We start from the raw sequence: 15,418 nt of genomic DNA on the forward strand, positions 1-15,418 counted from the left end.
ATGAATTTCTCGGTTTTTCATTTTCAATTATATAATATTAAAAATGAATAATAAATTTTCAAATCAAGAAAGCATGACGTGGTATTGAATACTTTTAATAAATTTTATCATATTAGGTTTTTCATTATTTTTTCAAGGGTAGATTTAAGAGTAGTTAATGTTTTCAGGAGGTGAGAATAATAATGAAAAGATTGAAGAACTTTATTTTAGGCTTGTTGATTGTTGTGATTGTTGGTTTTCTATTATTTATGTACATAGATCATCAATCCATAAAACAATATCAAAATTATTTTTACCAATTCATTTGGTTTCAACCATTATTGATTGGATTGGCAGGGCTATTAATTTTAATCGGTTTAATATTATTCTTTAGCGCATTTAAACCGACGTATCGAAAACCAGGTTTATATAAAGATTATAGTGACGGTCATATTTATATTTCTCGTAAATCTTTTGAAAATACAGTTTACGATACGTTGAAACAATATGATGATATCCGTCAACCTAACGTAATCTCTAAACTTTATAATAAGAAGAATCATAGTTATATTGATATCAAAGTAGATTATTTAGTACCAACAAGTACAACAAATGTACAAACGCTCAATGAGAAAATTCGCAACGACATTAAAGAACGTGTGGAACACTTTGCGGAGATACCTGTGCGTACCCTTGAGATAAATATACGTGATCAACGAAAAAATTCAAATGAGCCACGTGTTGTATAGTTGTAAAAAGGAGGGTTTCCATGAATAATAATGAAAATCACCAATCACACCAAGCTACAGTTGATACGTTAGCGATCTTTTTTCGTGCATATCAATGGCGTATTATTGGCTTTTTCGTATTTCTAATTTTAGCTATTTTATTTATTACACTTGGTTTTTGGAAAACTATCCTAATAACCTTTTTGTGTTTAGTAGGAATAGGATTAGGGTATATTAAAGATTGTACACAAGATTTCTTGAATTTCATAAATAGACTTAGTTAGTTTAGATGAAAATATAAAAAATATTAATTAAAAGGAGTGTTTTAGATGGCTAATCAAAATTTCAAACAAGCTTATAATGAACAAACAGGTGTGAATGATAAAGTACGTGAAGAAAAAGAAAAAAACGCTCAAAGTGAACCACAATTCAAAAATAGTCTTACTTTCACAGATGAAGTAGTTGAAAAAATTGCTGGTATTGCTGCACGTGAAGTCAATGGTATTTTAGATATGAAAGGTGGTTTTGTAGACAGCATAAGTGGTTCGTTCTCAAATGGTAATAACGTCACTCAAGGTGTGAGTGCTGAGGTAGGTGAAAAGCAAGCAGCGGTTGATTTAAAAGTTATTTTGGAATACGGTGAATCAGCACCTAAAATTTTCCGTAAAGTGACTGAAATGATTAAAGAACAAGTCAAACATATGACTGGATTAGAAGTTGTAGAAGTAAACATGCAAGTAGATGATGTTATGACACGAAAAGAATGGCAACAAAAAAACGAGCGTAATAAACAAAACAATGAAAGTAAAAGCTTACAATAATATTGAAGGCGCACATACTTTAAGATAATGTGTGATGCGATAGCGGAACTGGGGCTCGTATGTCTCAGTTCTTTTTATGTATAAGGTGTTGTTAAAAAGATATATTAAAATTGTAATAATATATAACTATAAATGACTGAGACAAAACGAGTTGGAAATATTGTGTTCTAAACCAACGTTTTTGCTCAAATCGCCCGCATCATTACGTAGACAGAAAGGGATGAGAAACACGTAATTTATAGGGTTACTATAGTAAGAGCATTCATGCCTTACAACCTTATTCACGCTTGAATAAAACGATGGCGTATGCAGTAACTAGTATACTGAATATTGCGTTACTAAAGTGTTTGAGGAGAACTTTAGCTTTAAATTAATATGCTCATTTGTAAACGAATAATACATACTTGAAACACCTTCAAAAGTCACTTGAAAAAGTGTTTTGAAGGTGATTGAACAGTGATTATTGTGGTCAATTTTGAATATATAAACGATTCATATAATAAATCATTAATCTACTAATGTTACAGCAGTAATATCATCTACGAAAATAAATAAATGCGCTAACGATGTGCTTTTATCTCCAGACACTAATGTGACATCTTTAAGATTAAAACCAATGGGTGATTTTAAATTCGCTTGAATGTCATTACTAATTTCTTTTAATTGTTGTTGAAATTTATCACTATGATCTGATGTATAAGGTTTACCAAATACAACATTACCTTTTAATGTAATTGCGAGTTTTAAATTGTTAGAAGCTGCTAAATCAATATAATTCTCTATGAGTGTTTTTTTCTCCATTTTTTCACCTCTATGTTTATTTTTAATACTTTACCCTATTCTGTAATTTGTAATGACATTATTCCAATTTTATTTACATCTTTAGTTAGCGTGGTATATTAGGTGTGATGTAGAGTTGTTTGCTAATTTTACACTTGTCTATATTAATATGTATGTGCTTAAAATGAATAGAAAGCACGCTTTATTAGTAATTGGTCAATATTTTGAGTCATTCTTATGCAAGTCATTAAAATTAGCATTATAATAGGTAATAGATAGTGGTTGGAGGTTTAATACATGGAACATTGGCTTGAAACACAAGCGCGTATAGCGCCAAATAAAATTGCGGTAGAGACGGATACGCGTGTATTAACATTTAAAGCGCTTTATGATCAAGCTGTGAAGCTAGGCGCACAGTTCAATCAACTTGAACGGTCACGTATAGGATTATATGTAAATAATTCAATTGAAGCCATCATATGTATTCATGCGGCTTGGCTGTATGGTATTGAAATCGTCATGATTAACCATCGTCTAACACGTCATGAAATTGAAAAACAACTGAATTCAATCAAAGTAAGAGATGTTATTACGACGTTGCCACTTGAGTTAGCGTCAGAATTTCATATTATGAACTATACAGCATTATGTTCTCATTCAACGACGAATGCTAGACGACAACCTCTTAACATGGAACGCATCGCATCGATTATGTTTACATCAGGTACAACTGGACCTCAAAAAGCAGTTCCGCAAACTTTCAAAAATCATCAAGCAAGTGCTCAAGCCTGTTATGAAACGTTGGGATTTTCAGATGAGTCAAGATGGCTAACAGTTTTACCTATTTATCACATATCGGGATTAAGTATCATTATTAGAAGTGTTTTGTATGGGTTTACAGTGTATTTAAAAGAAAAATTCGACGATGGAGCTATTTTAGCATGCATACAACATAAACACATTACACATCTTTCGCTTGTTCCGCAAACGTTAATTCGCTTAATGCAATCAGGGTTGAAAAAACCTTACACGCTTAAGAGAATTCTTCTTGGTGGTGCAAAATTAGATAGTACATTGATTACAAAAGCATTAGAATATCAGCTTCCAATTTACAACTCGTTTGGCATGACTGAAACATGTTCTCAATTTTTAACTGCATCACCAGCAATGTTGAATCAACGTCCTAACACGGTAGGATGTGTAAGTGCACAACAATGTATAAAAATTAAAGACGTGAATAGTGATGGGCATGGGGTGCTATTTGTTAAAGGTGATAATGTTATGAATGGCTATCTTTATCCTGAATCAATTAACGCTTCAATGTTTGACGAGGAAGGTTATTTTAACACTGGAGATATAGCAAGCATAGATGGTGACTATGTAACGATATATGACCGGCGAAAAGATTTAATCATTAGTGGTGGAGAAAATGTGTATCCTTTTGAAATTGAATCGAAAGCCAAATCACTAAAAGGTGTTAAAGATGCGATGTGTGTAGGGACACCAGATGATAAATGGGGTGCGGTGCCCGTATTATATATTGTGAGTGAACTCGGTGAAACTGTGATTCCTATTTTAGAAAACTATTTGAAAGAGCAACTTGCAAAATTTAAACTTCCAAAAGCGATTTATATAGTGGAAATGTTACCTTATACAAGTACTGGAAAATTACAACGTCAACATTTAGTAGAGGTAGAAAAATGAAATTCATAGACATTCATTTTTATAATTTTTCACCAAAATTCAAACAACCTATCATGACGCCTAAAACGACGATGACACAACGGAAAACTCTTGTAATAGGTTTGGTTGATGAGCAAGGCAAAGAATGGTTTGGAGAAGCAAATGTATTTGAGACCAACTGGTATTATAAAGAAACAATTATCGATGTTAAACATGCCATTTCACAATGGTTTTGTTCAATTAAAAATCAAACATTTACGCGTTTTGAAGAAGTTATAGCTTGGTTAGATAAGTTAAATGATAAGCCAGCTGCACGTGCTACATTAATAATGGCAATATATCCGATATTTCATACACTACCTACTTTTAATGTGCCAACCGTTCAAACGATTAATGGGGACTTCAATGAAAGAGTTTTAAATTTGAATGACACTGCACGTCTAAAATTAAAGTGGTCTTCAGATATATTAGAACAAGTGCATATGATACGTACGATTTATCCTGATGTGCCAATGAGTATAGATGCCAATCAAACTTTGACTGAGGCAAATATTCCTACTTTAAATGCATTAGGGAAAGAAGAGATTGCATATATAGAGGAACCTTTTGAAGATTTAAGGTTGATGGGGGATAAAGGGATGCTGCCACCAATAGCGATTGACGAGTCTGCTACGTCATTAGAACGTATTTTACAACTGATTCATACGTATCCGATTTCAGTCGTGGTACTTAAACCATTTCGTCTTGGAGGCATCGATAGAGCATTAAGTGCTATGACATATTTGCAAGACAAAGGTTTAAAAGTCGTTATTGGTGGCATGTATGAAACGGCTTTAAGTCGTTATTTTACAGCCCTAATTAGTATTCATGGTGATTTTGCAGGAGATGTGACACCGCACGGCTATTACTTTGAACATGATTTATGTGAGACGTCAGGTCAACTTCAACAAGGTGAATTGAAATTTGAACCGCCTCAAATTGATCGTCAACTTTTAGAGCCATATTAGTGCTTTTTATCTTTTTTAAGAGGAACAGGATCAAAGCCGCCTTTATGTAGGGGATGGCATTTTAAAATACGTTTAACCCCTAACCACGTGCCTTTAAACGCACCATGAACCTGAATCGCTTCTATGGTATAGTTTGAGCATGTTGGATAAAATCTACACGATGGCGGTGTGAGTGGAGATATAAATTTTTGATAAAATCGTATAGGTAATATAAATAGTTGTCTCAAGCTTAGGCCTCCTCTTATTATTTTAGCTTAATTTTAACACAGTTTGTAAAGGGGAAAAGGAATTGGAGTTTATTGACCAGAAAAATCAACATATTAAATTACGTTATTGCAAACCTAATGACCAACCTACGGGAGATCATGTGTTAGGTTTAACATTGTATCGTAATACAATGTTATTTACAAAGCATCGTCTGAGAGGCATAGAGTTCCCTGGGGGTAAGTGTGAAAAAGGAGAATCAACACTTCAGGCGTTAGCGAGGGAAATTTATGAGGAAACAGGTGGACATTTACAGACAGCTTACTATATTGCGCAATATACTGTAACAAATGCGCAACGGTCTTTCACAAAGGATGTTTATGTCTGTATTATAGATGCGATTGAGCCTAAAGTAGACTATTTTGAAACGCATGGCCCAATTCGTTTTCAATCTATTGAAGAGGTGCCTAAAGGTGATAAAAGTTTTTTGTTAGAAGACCCAGCCATTTTAAAATGTGTTGAGAGGATGACGGAGCTTGGATTTTACGACACGTAAGTTAATGCCTGCAGATATTCAAACACATGTTGTTGAAGAATTGTCTTATTACGTAGATGGGTTAATAGTAAAAGGGTTATGCCTCACACCCAAAAAATGTGTGAAACGTATTATTGTCTATTTAAGAGGTGGAAAAGGACAAGTGGGGCGCGTTCGTTTAGCGCGGTTGCTGCAATTTATTCAGCCCCATACACTCGTATTTGCGCCTTATTATAGAGGGAATAATGGCAGTGAAGGACGAGATGAATTCGCCGGCGAAGATTTAAATGATGTCGAGGTGGCAACAAGGATTTTAAAATCTCAATATCCGAAAGCTTATATCCATTTTATAGGTTTTTCGCGAGGTGGTATTCAAGGTTTATTAACTTTTCAACGTATTCCTGTGCATAGCTATATCATTTGGGGTGGTGTAAGTGACCTAAAATTAATGTTTGAAGAACGCGTAGATTTAAGAGACATGTTAAAGCGCATGATAGGTCATCCTCAAAAAGCAATAAAAGCATATGAAGCCCGGGATGCCTTAAAATTCATCGAGAAATCATCACCACCTGTACTCATTATTCATGGAGGCAAGGATCACCAAGTGGGGATTAAGCATGCCTATGTGTTAGAAGCACGACTTCAACAAAAAGATGTGATGTTCGACACATTGTATCAATTAGAAGAGGGACACGTCCCTAAGCCTAAAGCGATGCAAAAAGTTTTAGCATATATACAATCTTGGATGGAGACGATTGAAGAGAATAAAAAAAGCTGTGGTACATGAAAATCATGTATCACAGCTTTTGATTTATCCTTTAAAGCCACCAGTTTGTTCTAGATGTTGAGTATCTTCACCGAATTTTTTGAAGTTTTCTTTAAAACGTTCAACTAATTCTTTTGCTTGCGTAGTATAGGCTTCTTTATCTGTCCATGCATTGATTGGTTGTAAAATTGTGGTAGGTACATCTTCAACCGCTTTTGGAATATTAAATCCGAAAATATGATCTTTTTCAAACTCAGCATTTTTTAGTTTGCCACTAATAGCGTCATTCACCATTTTACGTGTATGGCGTAGTTCGATACGATTTCCGATACCATATTTACCACCAGTCCAACCTGTATTCACTAAATATACATCCACATCATGTTTGTCAATTAAATCACCAAGTAAATCCGCGTATACTTTAGCATTTAACGGTAGGAATGGAGCGCCAAAACATGTTGAGAATGAGGGTTGAGGTTCTGTAATACCACGTTCTGTCCCTGCAAGTTTTGATGTAAATCCACTTAAGAAATGATACATCGCTTGATCTTTGGTTAATTTAGAAATTGGAGGTAACACGCCAAATGCATCTGCAGTCAAGAAAATGATGGTATTTGGATGAGATGCTTTAGATGGTACGACAATGTTGTCGATGTGATGAATTGGATATGCAGCACGTGTATTTTCAGTGAGTTTATTGTCATCAAAATCCACATAACCATGTTCATCTACAACGCAATTTTCTAAAACAGTACCGTATCGAATGGCATTAAAAATTTGGGGTTCTTTTTCTTCTGACAGATGAATGGCTTTTGCGTAACAGCCACCTTCAATATTAAAGACACCATTTTCATTCCATCCATGTTCATCATCACCGATTAATTTACGATTTGGATCAGCGGATAAAGTGGTTTTACCTGTACCAGATAATCCAAAGAATAATGCAACATCACCTTTATTACCTACATTAGCCGAGCAGTGCATACTCATAATGTTTTGTTCTGGTAATAAATAATTCATCACAGAGAAAATAGATTTTTTCATTTCGCCTGCATATTCCGTGCCCCCGATTAAAACCGTTTTATGCTTAAACGAAATGATTACAAAGGTTTCTGAACGAATGCCATCTTTTTCTGGATTTGCTTTGAATGTAGGTGCAGAAATAATCGTAAAATCAGCTTTTATTTTTGCAGCCTCTTCTTTAGAGTTTGGTTTGATAAATAAATTTTGTGCAAATAAGTTATGCCACGCAAACTCATTGACGACTGTTAAATCGAGCTGTGAATCTTTATCACTACCTGCATAACCATTGAAAACAAATATCTCATCTTTACTGTCCAAATAATCAATCACTTGATAGTATAAGTTTAAAAACTTTTCCTCTGAAATAGGTTGATTAATTGTGCCCCAATCAATATCATCTTTTACTTGAGGATTGTCTACAATATATTTATCTTTTGGAGAACGTCCAGTATAAACGCCCGTTTTTGCATTGATGGCCCCGAGTTCTGTTAATTCAGCTTCGTCTCGTTTTAATATTTTGTTATAAAGTTCTGTTGTTGTAAGTTGAAAATGAGATGAAGGCTTGTCTTTTAAAGCGTCAATTGCTTGTGTGTCAAACGACATGATTTTATCCCTCCAATAGTTATTTCGGCAATGTAAGCCTTTACAATTCAAGAGTATAACACATTGATTTCATAATCCATACCAAAATTAGGTAATTTGGAGAGAAAAATAGTAAAATAATTAGGTTGTTAAATCGCTTTTATATTTGTGTAACATAAGACGAAACTGAATTGACACTATTAAAAAATTTATGTAATATAGGACTAACGGATTCTCTTATCCTGAGTGGTGGAGGGACATGGACCCAATGAAACCCAGCAACCTCTTCTTTCAATAGAAGAAAGGTGCCAAACCGTTTGCAGACATATATAGTCTGAACGATAAGAGCGAATGGACGTTAAAGGCCTTCTCTCTATTTTATAGTGTGAAAGGCTTTTTTTATTGGCTCAGTCACAGAGAGAACTTCGTAATAAAATTTAAAGGAGCTTAATATGACTTACAATAGACGCTTATTTACTTCAGAATCAGTTACTGAAGGACATCCAGATAAAATTGCCGATCAAATTTCTGATGCGATTTTAGATGAAATTTTGAAAGGTGACCCTAATGCGCGTGTAGCATGTGAAACGACTGTTACGACGGGGATGGCGTTAATCGCTGGTGAAATCACAACATGTACATATGTAGATATTCCTAAAGTTGTGCGCGAAACGGTTAAAGAAATCGGCTATACGCGTGCAAAATATGGTTATGACTACAAAACAATGTCAGTGCTTACAGCAATCGATGAACAATCGCCAGATATCGCACAAGGTGTGGATCGCGCTTTAGAATATCGTGAAGATAATCAAGATGAGGTTCTAAATACGGGTGCTGGCGATCAAGGATTAATGTTTGGTTATGCCACTAACGAAACAGATACATTTATGCCATTACCAATTGATTTGTCTCATAAATTGTCTAAACGCTTAACAACGGTGCGTAAAGATGGTACGTTAAGTTATTTAAGACCAGACGGTAAAGTTCAAGTTACTGTTGAATATGATGAAAACAATCAACCAAAACGTATTGATACCATCGTTATTTCATCACAACATCATGAAGATATTGAATTAAAAGATATTCAAGATGATTTAAAGAAACATGTGATTTATCCTACAGTTGATAAAAAGTTAATCGATGAGGATACAAAGTTCTTTATCAATCCTACAGGCCGTTTTGTTATCGGTGGTCCTCAAGGGGATGCTGGTCTTACAGGGCGCAAGATTATCGTTGATACTTACGGCGGTTATGCGCGCCATGGTGGCGGTGCATTTTCGGGTAAAGATCCGACAAAAGTAGACCGTTCTGCTGCGTATGCTGCACGCTATGTAGCTAAAAACATTGTCGCTGCAGGCCTAGCAGATAAATGTGAAGTCCAAATTGCATATGCAATTGGTGTCGCGCAGCCTGTATCTATTTCAATCGACACGTTTGGGACAGGCAAAGTTTCAGAAAGTATCCTCATTGAAGCGGTAAGACAAAACTTTGATTTACGACCTGCTGGGATTATTAAAATGTTAGACTTACAACGTCCTATTTACAAACAAACTGCTGCATATGGTCATTTTGGACGCAATGATATTAATGTTCCATGGGAAAAAACGGATAAGATCGATATTCTTAAACAATCAGTAGAAGCATTAAAATAAAGTTTTCTTAATTAAGATTCGCGATTTGATTCGCTTTTTTATATAATGATGATAATAAAGCAAATGAAGAAAAGGTAGGTAATTGTTCATGTCACAATTAGATCCCATTCAAATTGGGTTAATCGTTGCGAGTGCCCTCGCACTTTTGTTTCTAATCATGTTTCTCTTTGCCTTGCGCAGTAAGAAAAAAGTGAAAGAAACGTATTCGAATCAATTTCAATCTAAAGAAGAAAAATTAAATCATGAGCATAAGGAAGCTCTTGAAAAAGCACGTATTGAAAAGAAAAAATCAGATACGCGTCATAAAGAGCAATATGACTCTATGTTGTCATCAAAAAATCGTGAAATCGATGCATTAAAATTATTCTCAAAAAATGATAGTGAATATATTACTGATATGCGCTTATTGGGAATTAGAGAACGTCTAGTTAAAGAAAAACGTATTCGTCCTGAAGATATGCATATCATGGCGAATATCTTTATGCCAACTAACACTTTAGAAGACATTACGCGAATTAGTCATCTTGTATTGACACGTACAGGTCTCTATATTATTGATTCAGAATTGTTAAAAGGACATGTATACCAGGGTGTCAGTCAAAATCAATTTAAAGACAATCCTATGATGGAACACGTATTTAAAACGTTAAATTTAGATGGACAATCTCCTCAAACGATTGTACTTGATCAAAATGAAGAGAGACAAGCGCTTTCAGTAGTAGATTATACGTCTCAACTTGAATCAATTGAAAAGCTGGCAACGACATTGCAACAAAAGCTAAACCTTAAATATGCGCCAACAGCAATTCTTTATTTTAATCCAAGACATGATGGTGACATCACGATTTCAAATTATGCTTCACAAAGTGGAACTAAAGTATTAGTCGGACCTGCACAACTTGATGAGTTCTTTAATAAGTTTGTTTTCCACGGACGCATTCAATATGATGTGAATGATTTGCAAGCAATTATGGACGAAATTGAATCATTTAATTAGATTGTGCAGTCGCCTTTCTAGTTTAATTTCAATGTATGTTAAATCAATTAAATAATAGGCTAGGCGAAAGAGTAGGGCATTAAGTGTCCTACTCTTATTTTGATTCTACTGTTACAAGTGTAGGTCATGTGTTTTATTAAGAATAAGACAAAAAAATTTACGTATGTTTTAACCTTCGTTATGATTAATTTGAATAAAGAAAGGGTGAAGATGATGAATAATGTAACATTTTACAATGGTAATGAGATGCCTCAAATTGGATTAGGTGTTTTTCGAGTACAAAACGATGATACAGCCAAAGAAGCGGTTAAACATGCCATTTTGCATGGATATCGTAGTATTGATACCGCAATGATTTATAACAATGAAGAAAAAGTAGGAGAAGGCATTAAAGAAGCACTCGCTGCATCTCATCTTCAGCGAGAGGATTTATTTATAACTTCTAAATTATGGTTACAAGATTACGGTCGTCACAACGTTGAAGCGGCTTATGAAAGATCTTTAAAGTCATTAGGTCTAGATTATTTAGATTTGTATTTGGTACATTGGCCAGGTCTAGATGACACAGTAATGATTGACACATGGAAGGGGATGGAAGACTTATACAAAGCGGGTAAAGTTAAAAATATTGGGGTCAGTAACTTTAATATTGAACATATGGATCAACTATTATCAGAAACTTCAATTAAACCCGTCATTAATCAAGTCGAATTTCATCCTTATTTAACACAAGAAAACTTAAAAGCGTACCTTGAAGCTCAAAATATTAGAATGGAATCCTGGTCTCCATTAATGAATGCGCAAATTTTATCTGATGATTCTGTACAAAGTATTGCAAAAGAAGTTCACAAATCTCCAGCTCAAGTGATTGTGAGATGGAATATACAACAAGGTGTTGTGACAATACCTAAATCTATTATGCCAACACGTATTGAGGAAAATATAAACGTTTTTGATTTTGAGTTATCACAAAAGCAAATGGATCAATTAAATGCTTTAAATCAAAATAAGCGTATAGGTCCTGACCCTTTAACTTTTAACGGAAAATAATCTCTTACAAACGACTAATGATAGACTTATGATTAGTAAAACAAGCCACCAACATTTATTTAGTCACATGTTGGTGGCTTTAAGTGTCTGTTATTAATATAGGTTGATGAATGATATACAATTACTCTATTATTGTTAAGTTGACTTAAATGCTTTTAAAGATTTCACGTTACATTAGAGATGTTTAGTTAAAAAAATATTGTGAAATTGCGTAACCAGCAATGACACACACTAAACAACCTATATATTGAAAAAAAAGTAAATGTATAACTTGAACCCATTTTTGTTGTTTGATAAGTGAGGAAAGTTCAAGTTGTAAAGTAGAAAAAGTAGTGAAGCCACCGAGCACACCAACTGTAAGAAAAAGGGTTGAGTGACTTTCAGATATGAGCAATGGGCTTAATATACCAAACATAAAACAACCGGCTAAATTGATAAATAATGTGGCGATAGGAAAAGTGGTGAATTTCAATTTATTAAAGATGTTTGTCAATAAAGCGCGAAAAGTTGCCCCAAGTCCGCCTCCTAAGATGATGAGTAGGATGTTCATGAAACATCATCCCCTAACTTCAAACCTAAAATACAACAGACGATGCCTAATAAACTACTCAAGGTGAGGTATAAAAAGCCTGTAAACCATGCGTTGATTGAAATAAATGTGAATACCTCAAACTGAAATGTAGAAAATGTTGTTAGTGCGCCTAAACATCCTGTTGTAATCCCTTTTTTTAGATAAGTATGCGTTTCTAGAAAACGAAGCGAATACGTTGATAAAAATCCCATAAAAAAAGCGCCAAACATATTGGCAAGGAATGTGCCTATTGGTAAACCATGCCATAAAGGGAGAAAAGAGAGCATGTAGCGTATTAACGCGCCTAAAGCACCCCCTACAAAAATATATAAATACCCCATGATTAACCCCCTCTATGAGTTTAAATAATGCCGAATAAGTATAATGCTGATGCAATTTGAAATAATAAAACACAAAAAATAATCCATGGCATTATCTTCGCCGCACGGTGAATCCAACTTTTGCTTTCAGGCAAATATTTAATAGATTTGTCAGCAAATATAATAGTGAAGACAAGAATGAGTGCATTAACAAATACACTTACGATAATAATTTTTACGATACTATTAAAATGCACATGTAAAAGTGGATTGAATGCATTACAATATAAACTAAGTAGCAAAAATAATACACTTAAATAAAAATATTTCTTTGATTTTGACATGCGTGTGCCTCCTTATCGTTTAATATCATATCATATTATATTTTATTTTCTTAAAAAAATGGATACTTTCATCATCTGCAAGCGTAAATATAGCATTTCTATCCTAAAAAATGATATAACATTAATATCAACTTATACATCTAGGAGGACATTATGAAAAAATTAAATGTACAAGTATTTGCCGATGGTGCAGATATCAATCAAATGAAACAAGCGTATCAAAATAAAGAAGTAGACGGATTTACGACGAATCCAAGCTTAATGGCAAAAGCGGGTGTTAAAGATTACACGCAGTTTGCAAAAGAAGTTGTAGAGGCAATTCCTGATGCTTCTGTATCATTCGAAGTATTTGGAGATGATATGGAAACGATGGAAAAAGAAGCTGAAATCATTCAACAATTCGGTGAGAATATTTTCGTCAAGATACCTATTGTCAACACAAAAGGTGAATCTATGTTACCTTTAATTGAAAAGTTATCTGCTAAAGGTGTTAAGCTCAATGTGACAGCAGTTTACACAATTGAACAAGTAAAAGCAATTACTGATGCAGTTACTGAAGGTGTTGAAACATATGTATCAGTTTTTGCAGGGCGAATCGCTGACACGGGTGTAGATCCATTACCATTAATGAAAGAATCTGTAAAAGTGACACATAGTAAGCAAGGTGTTCAATTACTATGGGCAAGTTGTCGTGAATTATTTAATGTGATTCAAGCAGATGAAATTGGTGCAGATATTATTACGTGCCCTGGTGATGTGGTTAAGAAAATTTCAAATATCGGTAGAGATATTGATGAATTATCTGTTGATACTGTTAAAGGATTTGCTAAAGATATTCAAAGCTCGGGATTAAGTATTTTATAATCGAATCGTTTTGAAAAATAGAGACTCAAACACTTCGATATTTTACGAAGGTTTGAGTCTTTTTAAATAATATAAAAGACAAAGGAGTGCATCATGGGACAAAAAACGTTTAAAACTAAAATTGAAAAACAATTATGGTTTTTGAATAAAAAAGAACGTAGCATTTTACATTCAGAGTTAGAATCTCTTAATGCAGCGACTTTTAAAGCTCAATACCGTACACAAAATCAATTTGTCATCTCGTTTTTATCAAGGCATGTATACAATAATCAACCGAAGTCACAATTACATTTATTGACCACATTATTAGGTTTAATGATTGCAAATACATTGCTACTTGGAATTTTGATTACAGGTTTATTATTGTCTTTATCGTCTATTAAATATTTTATAACACCCACAGCAACTCTAGGCTTAAATAACGTTATCTTGATATTTATATCAAGTATTATCATGATTGTAATTGCTGTAGTTTTTATAAAGCCTGTCAACGGCTATTTAACTAAGCGTTTAATTGACTTTAAACTAAATAGATTGACTTAGAATTAATTGACCTAAAAATAAACTTTCTTTCCATTTTTTTGAACAAAATGTGATAGATTGTTCAACAACCAAGTGTTGGTTATTATTAAAAATAATGCGAGTACACTCTTGTATTGATGACATCCCGATGACTTGTGTCATATTGATATAGACTTGATATGTGGAACGTTTTGCGAACAAGGGGCAAAGAATCAGTTCAGGAGTAATGAAAATCGGTATATATTGGCCGATGTTTAACATTTCTGATGATAACTTTATTTGAGTGGAATAATGTTTGTGGTGGTTTTGGAGTAACGATTTTAAAAATGCGGTCATTGTTAGCGAAGAGTGAAGATTAAAGTGTTTGAACTGTATATTGAGCTGGTGTGTCATGGCGCAAGATGTTTCGAAATATAGAAGGGTATTAAACTGCGTCATTAAAGAAATCCTTTCTTAATTATAATCTAACTGTGCTTTTAAAATGGCATAAGTTTGTTTTTTATAGTTTTTAACTGAACTCAGTGAGCAATGCATCATTTCGTGGATTTCTTTTTGGGTAAAACCGCTGAGGTGAAGGTTTAACCATTTGGCTTGCTTGGAAGATAATTGATGTGTGATTAAGGATAATTGCAGGGGAATATGTGCAGATTGTACTGTGGTGGTAAGATTGTCGATATCACAGGTTAAAGGTATTCGCATCTCTTTTCTTATAAGATCTAAAAGGTAATAATGAAGTTTCGTGCGTATATAACGATGAAAATCGCTTGAACGCGACATATCAAAATGAACTTGCAATTCCCATAGTCGTATTAAAAGCATCTGAAAAATCTCATCATAATTATAAGATATATAGTACCTTTTTAGTAAGTAATGTAAAAATTTTTCATATTTTAAGTATAAAGCGTCAAAATTCATTAAATAAACTCCTAAAATATATATTGACCGGTCATATATAGTCATATCGGTTTAAAATGATTGAGGCACGTGCAT

Annotated in this window: 19 protein-coding genes and 1 riboswitch; of the genes, 12 read left to right on the forward strand and 7 right to left on the reverse strand. The window is 33.8% G+C overall.

Translation table 11 applies throughout. The features are described 5' to 3' along the window. Positions 1-182: 182 nt before the first annotated feature. The 3 genes from amaP to CD172_RS00870 are packed head-to-tail and all read left to right on the forward strand — an operon-like array spanning position 183 to position 1,528. Positions 183-728: an alkaline shock response membrane anchor protein AmaP gene (gene amaP / locus CD172_RS00860; RefSeq protein ID WP_103345177.1), complete on the forward strand. Its 546-nt coding sequence runs from the start codon at positions 183-185 to the stop codon at positions 726-728. Between the two features lie 20 nt (positions 729-748). Then, complete coding sequence (locus tag CD172_RS00865; protein WP_103345178.1) at positions 749-991, forward strand: DUF2273 domain-containing protein; 243 nt, start codon at positions 749-751, stop codon at positions 989-991. A 45-nt stretch (positions 992-1,036) separates the two neighbouring features. Beyond that, positions 1,037-1,528 (forward strand): Asp23/Gls24 family envelope stress response protein, encoded by a 492-nt coding sequence (locus tag CD172_RS00870; RefSeq protein ID WP_039645142.1) that lies wholly within the window; start codon positions 1,037-1,039, stop codon positions 1,526-1,528. A gap of 507 nt (positions 1,529-2,035) precedes the next feature. Here the strand turns inward: CD172_RS00870 and CD172_RS00875 are convergent. Next, positions 2,036-2,329, reverse strand: coding sequence for a hypothetical protein (locus CD172_RS00875; RefSeq protein WP_060551306.1), 294 nt, complete (start codon positions 2,327-2,329; stop codon positions 2,036-2,038). Positions 2,330-2,605: 276 nt separating this feature from the next. Between CD172_RS00875 and menE the strand changes: the two genes are divergently transcribed. Both menE and menC read left to right on the forward strand, forming a co-directional pair. Further along, the gene (gene menE / locus CD172_RS00880; protein WP_103345179.1) at positions 2,606-4,012 is read left to right on the forward strand and encodes an o-succinylbenzoate--CoA ligase; all 1,407 of its coding nucleotides are present in this window, start codon (positions 2,606-2,608) and stop codon (positions 4,010-4,012) included. Continuing rightward, a complete protein-coding gene (gene menC, locus CD172_RS00885) occupies positions 4,009-4,998 on the forward strand; it encodes an o-succinylbenzoate synthase (protein WP_060551304.1) in 990 nt (329 codons plus the stop codon). The genes menE and menC overlap by 4 nt, the downstream gene beginning before the upstream one ends. On the opposite strand, the gene yidD is transcribed toward menC, so the two are convergent. After that, positions 4,995-5,225: a membrane protein insertion efficiency factor YidD gene (gene yidD, locus CD172_RS00890; protein WP_103345180.1), complete on the reverse strand. Its 231-nt coding sequence runs from the start codon at positions 5,223-5,225 to the stop codon at positions 4,995-4,997. The genes menC and yidD overlap by 4 nt on opposite strands. Positions 5,226-5,287: 62 nt before the next feature. Between yidD and ytkD the strand changes: the two genes are divergently transcribed. Together ytkD and CD172_RS00900 are read left to right on the forward strand one after the other, a co-directional pair. After that, on the forward strand, positions 5,288-5,758 hold the full coding sequence (gene ytkD / locus CD172_RS00895) for an RNA deprotection pyrophosphohydrolase (protein ID WP_060551303.1): 471 nt from the start codon (positions 5,288-5,290) through the stop codon (positions 5,756-5,758). Beyond that, complete coding sequence (locus tag CD172_RS00900) at positions 5,739-6,524, forward strand: alpha/beta hydrolase family protein (RefSeq protein ID WP_060551302.1); 786 nt, start codon at positions 5,739-5,741, stop codon at positions 6,522-6,524. The genes ytkD and CD172_RS00900 overlap by 20 nt, the downstream gene beginning before the upstream one ends. Before the next feature lie 24 nt (positions 6,525-6,548). Here the strand turns inward: CD172_RS00900 and pckA are convergent, their stop codons facing one another. Continuing rightward, entirely contained in the window at positions 6,549-8,129 is a 1,581-nt protein-coding gene (pckA, locus tag CD172_RS00905) for a phosphoenolpyruvate carboxykinase (ATP) (RefSeq protein WP_103345181.1), read from the reverse strand. A 213-nt stretch (positions 8,130-8,342) separates the two neighbouring features. Then, positions 8,343-8,456: riboswitch (SAM riboswitch) on the forward strand. 104 nt (positions 8,457-8,560) lie between these two features. On the opposite strand from pckA, the gene metK reads away from it, so the two are divergent. From metK to CD172_RS00920, 3 genes are all read left to right on the forward strand, one after another. After that, entirely contained in the window at positions 8,561-9,760 is a 1,200-nt protein-coding gene (gene metK, locus CD172_RS00910; RefSeq protein WP_037565609.1) for a methionine adenosyltransferase, read from the forward strand. Between the two features lie 88 nt (positions 9,761-9,848). Further along, positions 9,849-10,757: a nuclease-related domain-containing protein gene (locus CD172_RS00915; RefSeq protein ID WP_060551299.1), complete on the forward strand. Its 909-nt coding sequence runs from the start codon at positions 9,849-9,851 to the stop codon at positions 10,755-10,757. A 213-nt stretch (positions 10,758-10,970) separates the two neighbouring features. Next, the gene (locus tag CD172_RS00920; RefSeq protein ID WP_103345182.1) at positions 10,971-11,807 is read left to right on the forward strand and encodes an aldo/keto reductase; all 837 of its coding nucleotides are present in this window, start codon (positions 10,971-10,973) and stop codon (positions 11,805-11,807) included. Positions 11,808-11,991: 184 nt separating this feature from the next. On the opposite strand, the gene CD172_RS00925 is transcribed toward CD172_RS00920, so the two are convergent. From CD172_RS00925 to CD172_RS00935, 3 genes are read right to left on the reverse strand one after another with little or no spacing between them, the layout of a single operon-like run. Beyond that, positions 11,992-12,357 carry a fluoride efflux transporter FluC gene (locus CD172_RS00925; RefSeq protein ID WP_103345183.1) on the reverse strand — a complete coding sequence of 122 codons (366 nt, stop codon included), beginning with the start codon at positions 12,355-12,357 and terminating at the stop codon, positions 11,992-11,994. Further along, positions 12,354-12,719, reverse strand: coding sequence for a fluoride efflux transporter CrcB (gene crcB, locus CD172_RS00930; RefSeq protein WP_060551296.1), 366 nt, complete (start codon positions 12,717-12,719; stop codon positions 12,354-12,356). Before crcB ends, CD172_RS00925 begins: the two co-directional genes overlap by 4 nt. 20 nt (positions 12,720-12,739) lie before the next feature. After that, positions 12,740-13,042 (reverse strand): hypothetical protein, encoded by a 303-nt coding sequence (locus CD172_RS00935; protein WP_037565604.1) that lies wholly within the window; start codon positions 13,040-13,042, stop codon positions 12,740-12,742. 153 nt (positions 13,043-13,195) lie between these two features. Here CD172_RS00935 and CD172_RS00940 point away from each other — a divergent pair, with 153 nt between their 5' ends. Both CD172_RS00940 and CD172_RS00945 read left to right on the forward strand, forming a co-directional pair. Further along, positions 13,196-13,906: a transaldolase gene (locus CD172_RS00940; protein WP_103345184.1), complete on the forward strand. Its 711-nt coding sequence runs from the start codon at positions 13,196-13,198 to the stop codon at positions 13,904-13,906. Between the two features lie 93 nt (positions 13,907-13,999). Next, entirely contained in the window at positions 14,000-14,449 is a 450-nt protein-coding gene (locus CD172_RS00945) for a hypothetical protein (protein WP_103345185.1), read from the forward strand. 432 nt (positions 14,450-14,881) lie between these two features. On the opposite strand, the gene CD172_RS00950 is transcribed toward CD172_RS00945, so the two are convergent. Continuing rightward, positions 14,882-15,343, reverse strand: a complete 462-nt coding sequence (locus tag CD172_RS00950; protein ID WP_060551294.1) for a sigma-70 family RNA polymerase sigma factor — start codon at positions 15,341-15,343, stop codon at positions 14,882-14,884. Between the last annotated feature and the right edge of the window lie 75 nt (positions 15,344-15,418).

This window comes from Staphylococcus agnetis (assembly GCF_002901865.1).
In the GTDB taxonomy this organism is placed as follows: domain Bacteria; phylum Bacillota; class Bacilli; order Staphylococcales; family Staphylococcaceae; genus Staphylococcus; species Staphylococcus agnetis.

Excerpts from the sequence above, each read along its gene's own strand:
- CD172_RS00950 (WP_060551294.1), bottom strand. The coding sequence starts at position 15,343 with ATGAATTTTGACGCTTTATACTTAAAATATGAAAAATTTTTACATTAC.
- amaP (WP_103345177.1), top strand. The coding sequence starts at position 183 with ATGAAAAGATTGAAGAACTTTATTTTAGGCTTGTTGATTGTTGTGATT.
- crcB (WP_060551296.1), bottom strand. The coding sequence starts at position 12,719 with ATGGGGTATTTATATATTTTTGTAGGGGGTGCTTTAGGCGCGTTAATA.
- CD172_RS00940 (WP_103345184.1), top strand. The coding sequence starts at position 13,196 with ATGAAAAAATTAAATGTACAAGTATTTGCCGATGGTGCAGATATCAAT.
- CD172_RS00925 (WP_103345183.1), bottom strand. The coding sequence starts at position 12,357 with ATGAACATCCTACTCATCATCTTAGGAGGCGGACTTGGGGCAACTTTT.
- CD172_RS00875 (WP_060551306.1), bottom strand. The coding sequence starts at position 2,329 with ATGGAGAAAAAAACACTCATAGAGAATTATATTGATTTAGCAGCTTCT.
- CD172_RS00920 (WP_103345182.1), top strand. The coding sequence starts at position 10,971 with ATGAATAATGTAACATTTTACAATGGTAATGAGATGCCTCAAATTGGA.
- metK (WP_037565609.1), top strand. The coding sequence starts at position 8,561 with ATGACTTACAATAGACGCTTATTTACTTCAGAATCAGTTACTGAAGGA.
- menE (WP_103345179.1), top strand. The coding sequence starts at position 2,606 with ATGGAACATTGGCTTGAAACACAAGCGCGTATAGCGCCAAATAAAATT.
- CD172_RS00865 (WP_103345178.1), top strand. The coding sequence starts at position 749 with ATGAATAATAATGAAAATCACCAATCACACCAAGCTACAGTTGATACG.
- CD172_RS00935 (WP_037565604.1), bottom strand. The coding sequence starts at position 13,042 with ATGTCAAAATCAAAGAAATATTTTTATTTAAGTGTATTATTTTTGCTA.
- pckA (WP_103345181.1), bottom strand. The coding sequence starts at position 8,129 with ATGTCGTTTGACACACAAGCAATTGACGCTTTAAAAGACAAGCCTTCA.
- CD172_RS00945 (WP_103345185.1), top strand. The coding sequence starts at position 14,000 with ATGGGACAAAAAACGTTTAAAACTAAAATTGAAAAACAATTATGGTTT.
- CD172_RS00870 (WP_039645142.1), top strand. The coding sequence starts at position 1,037 with ATGGCTAATCAAAATTTCAAACAAGCTTATAATGAACAAACAGGTGTG.
- menC (WP_060551304.1), top strand. The coding sequence starts at position 4,009 with ATGAAATTCATAGACATTCATTTTTATAATTTTTCACCAAAATTCAAA.
- CD172_RS00915 (WP_060551299.1), top strand. The coding sequence starts at position 9,849 with ATGTCACAATTAGATCCCATTCAAATTGGGTTAATCGTTGCGAGTGCC.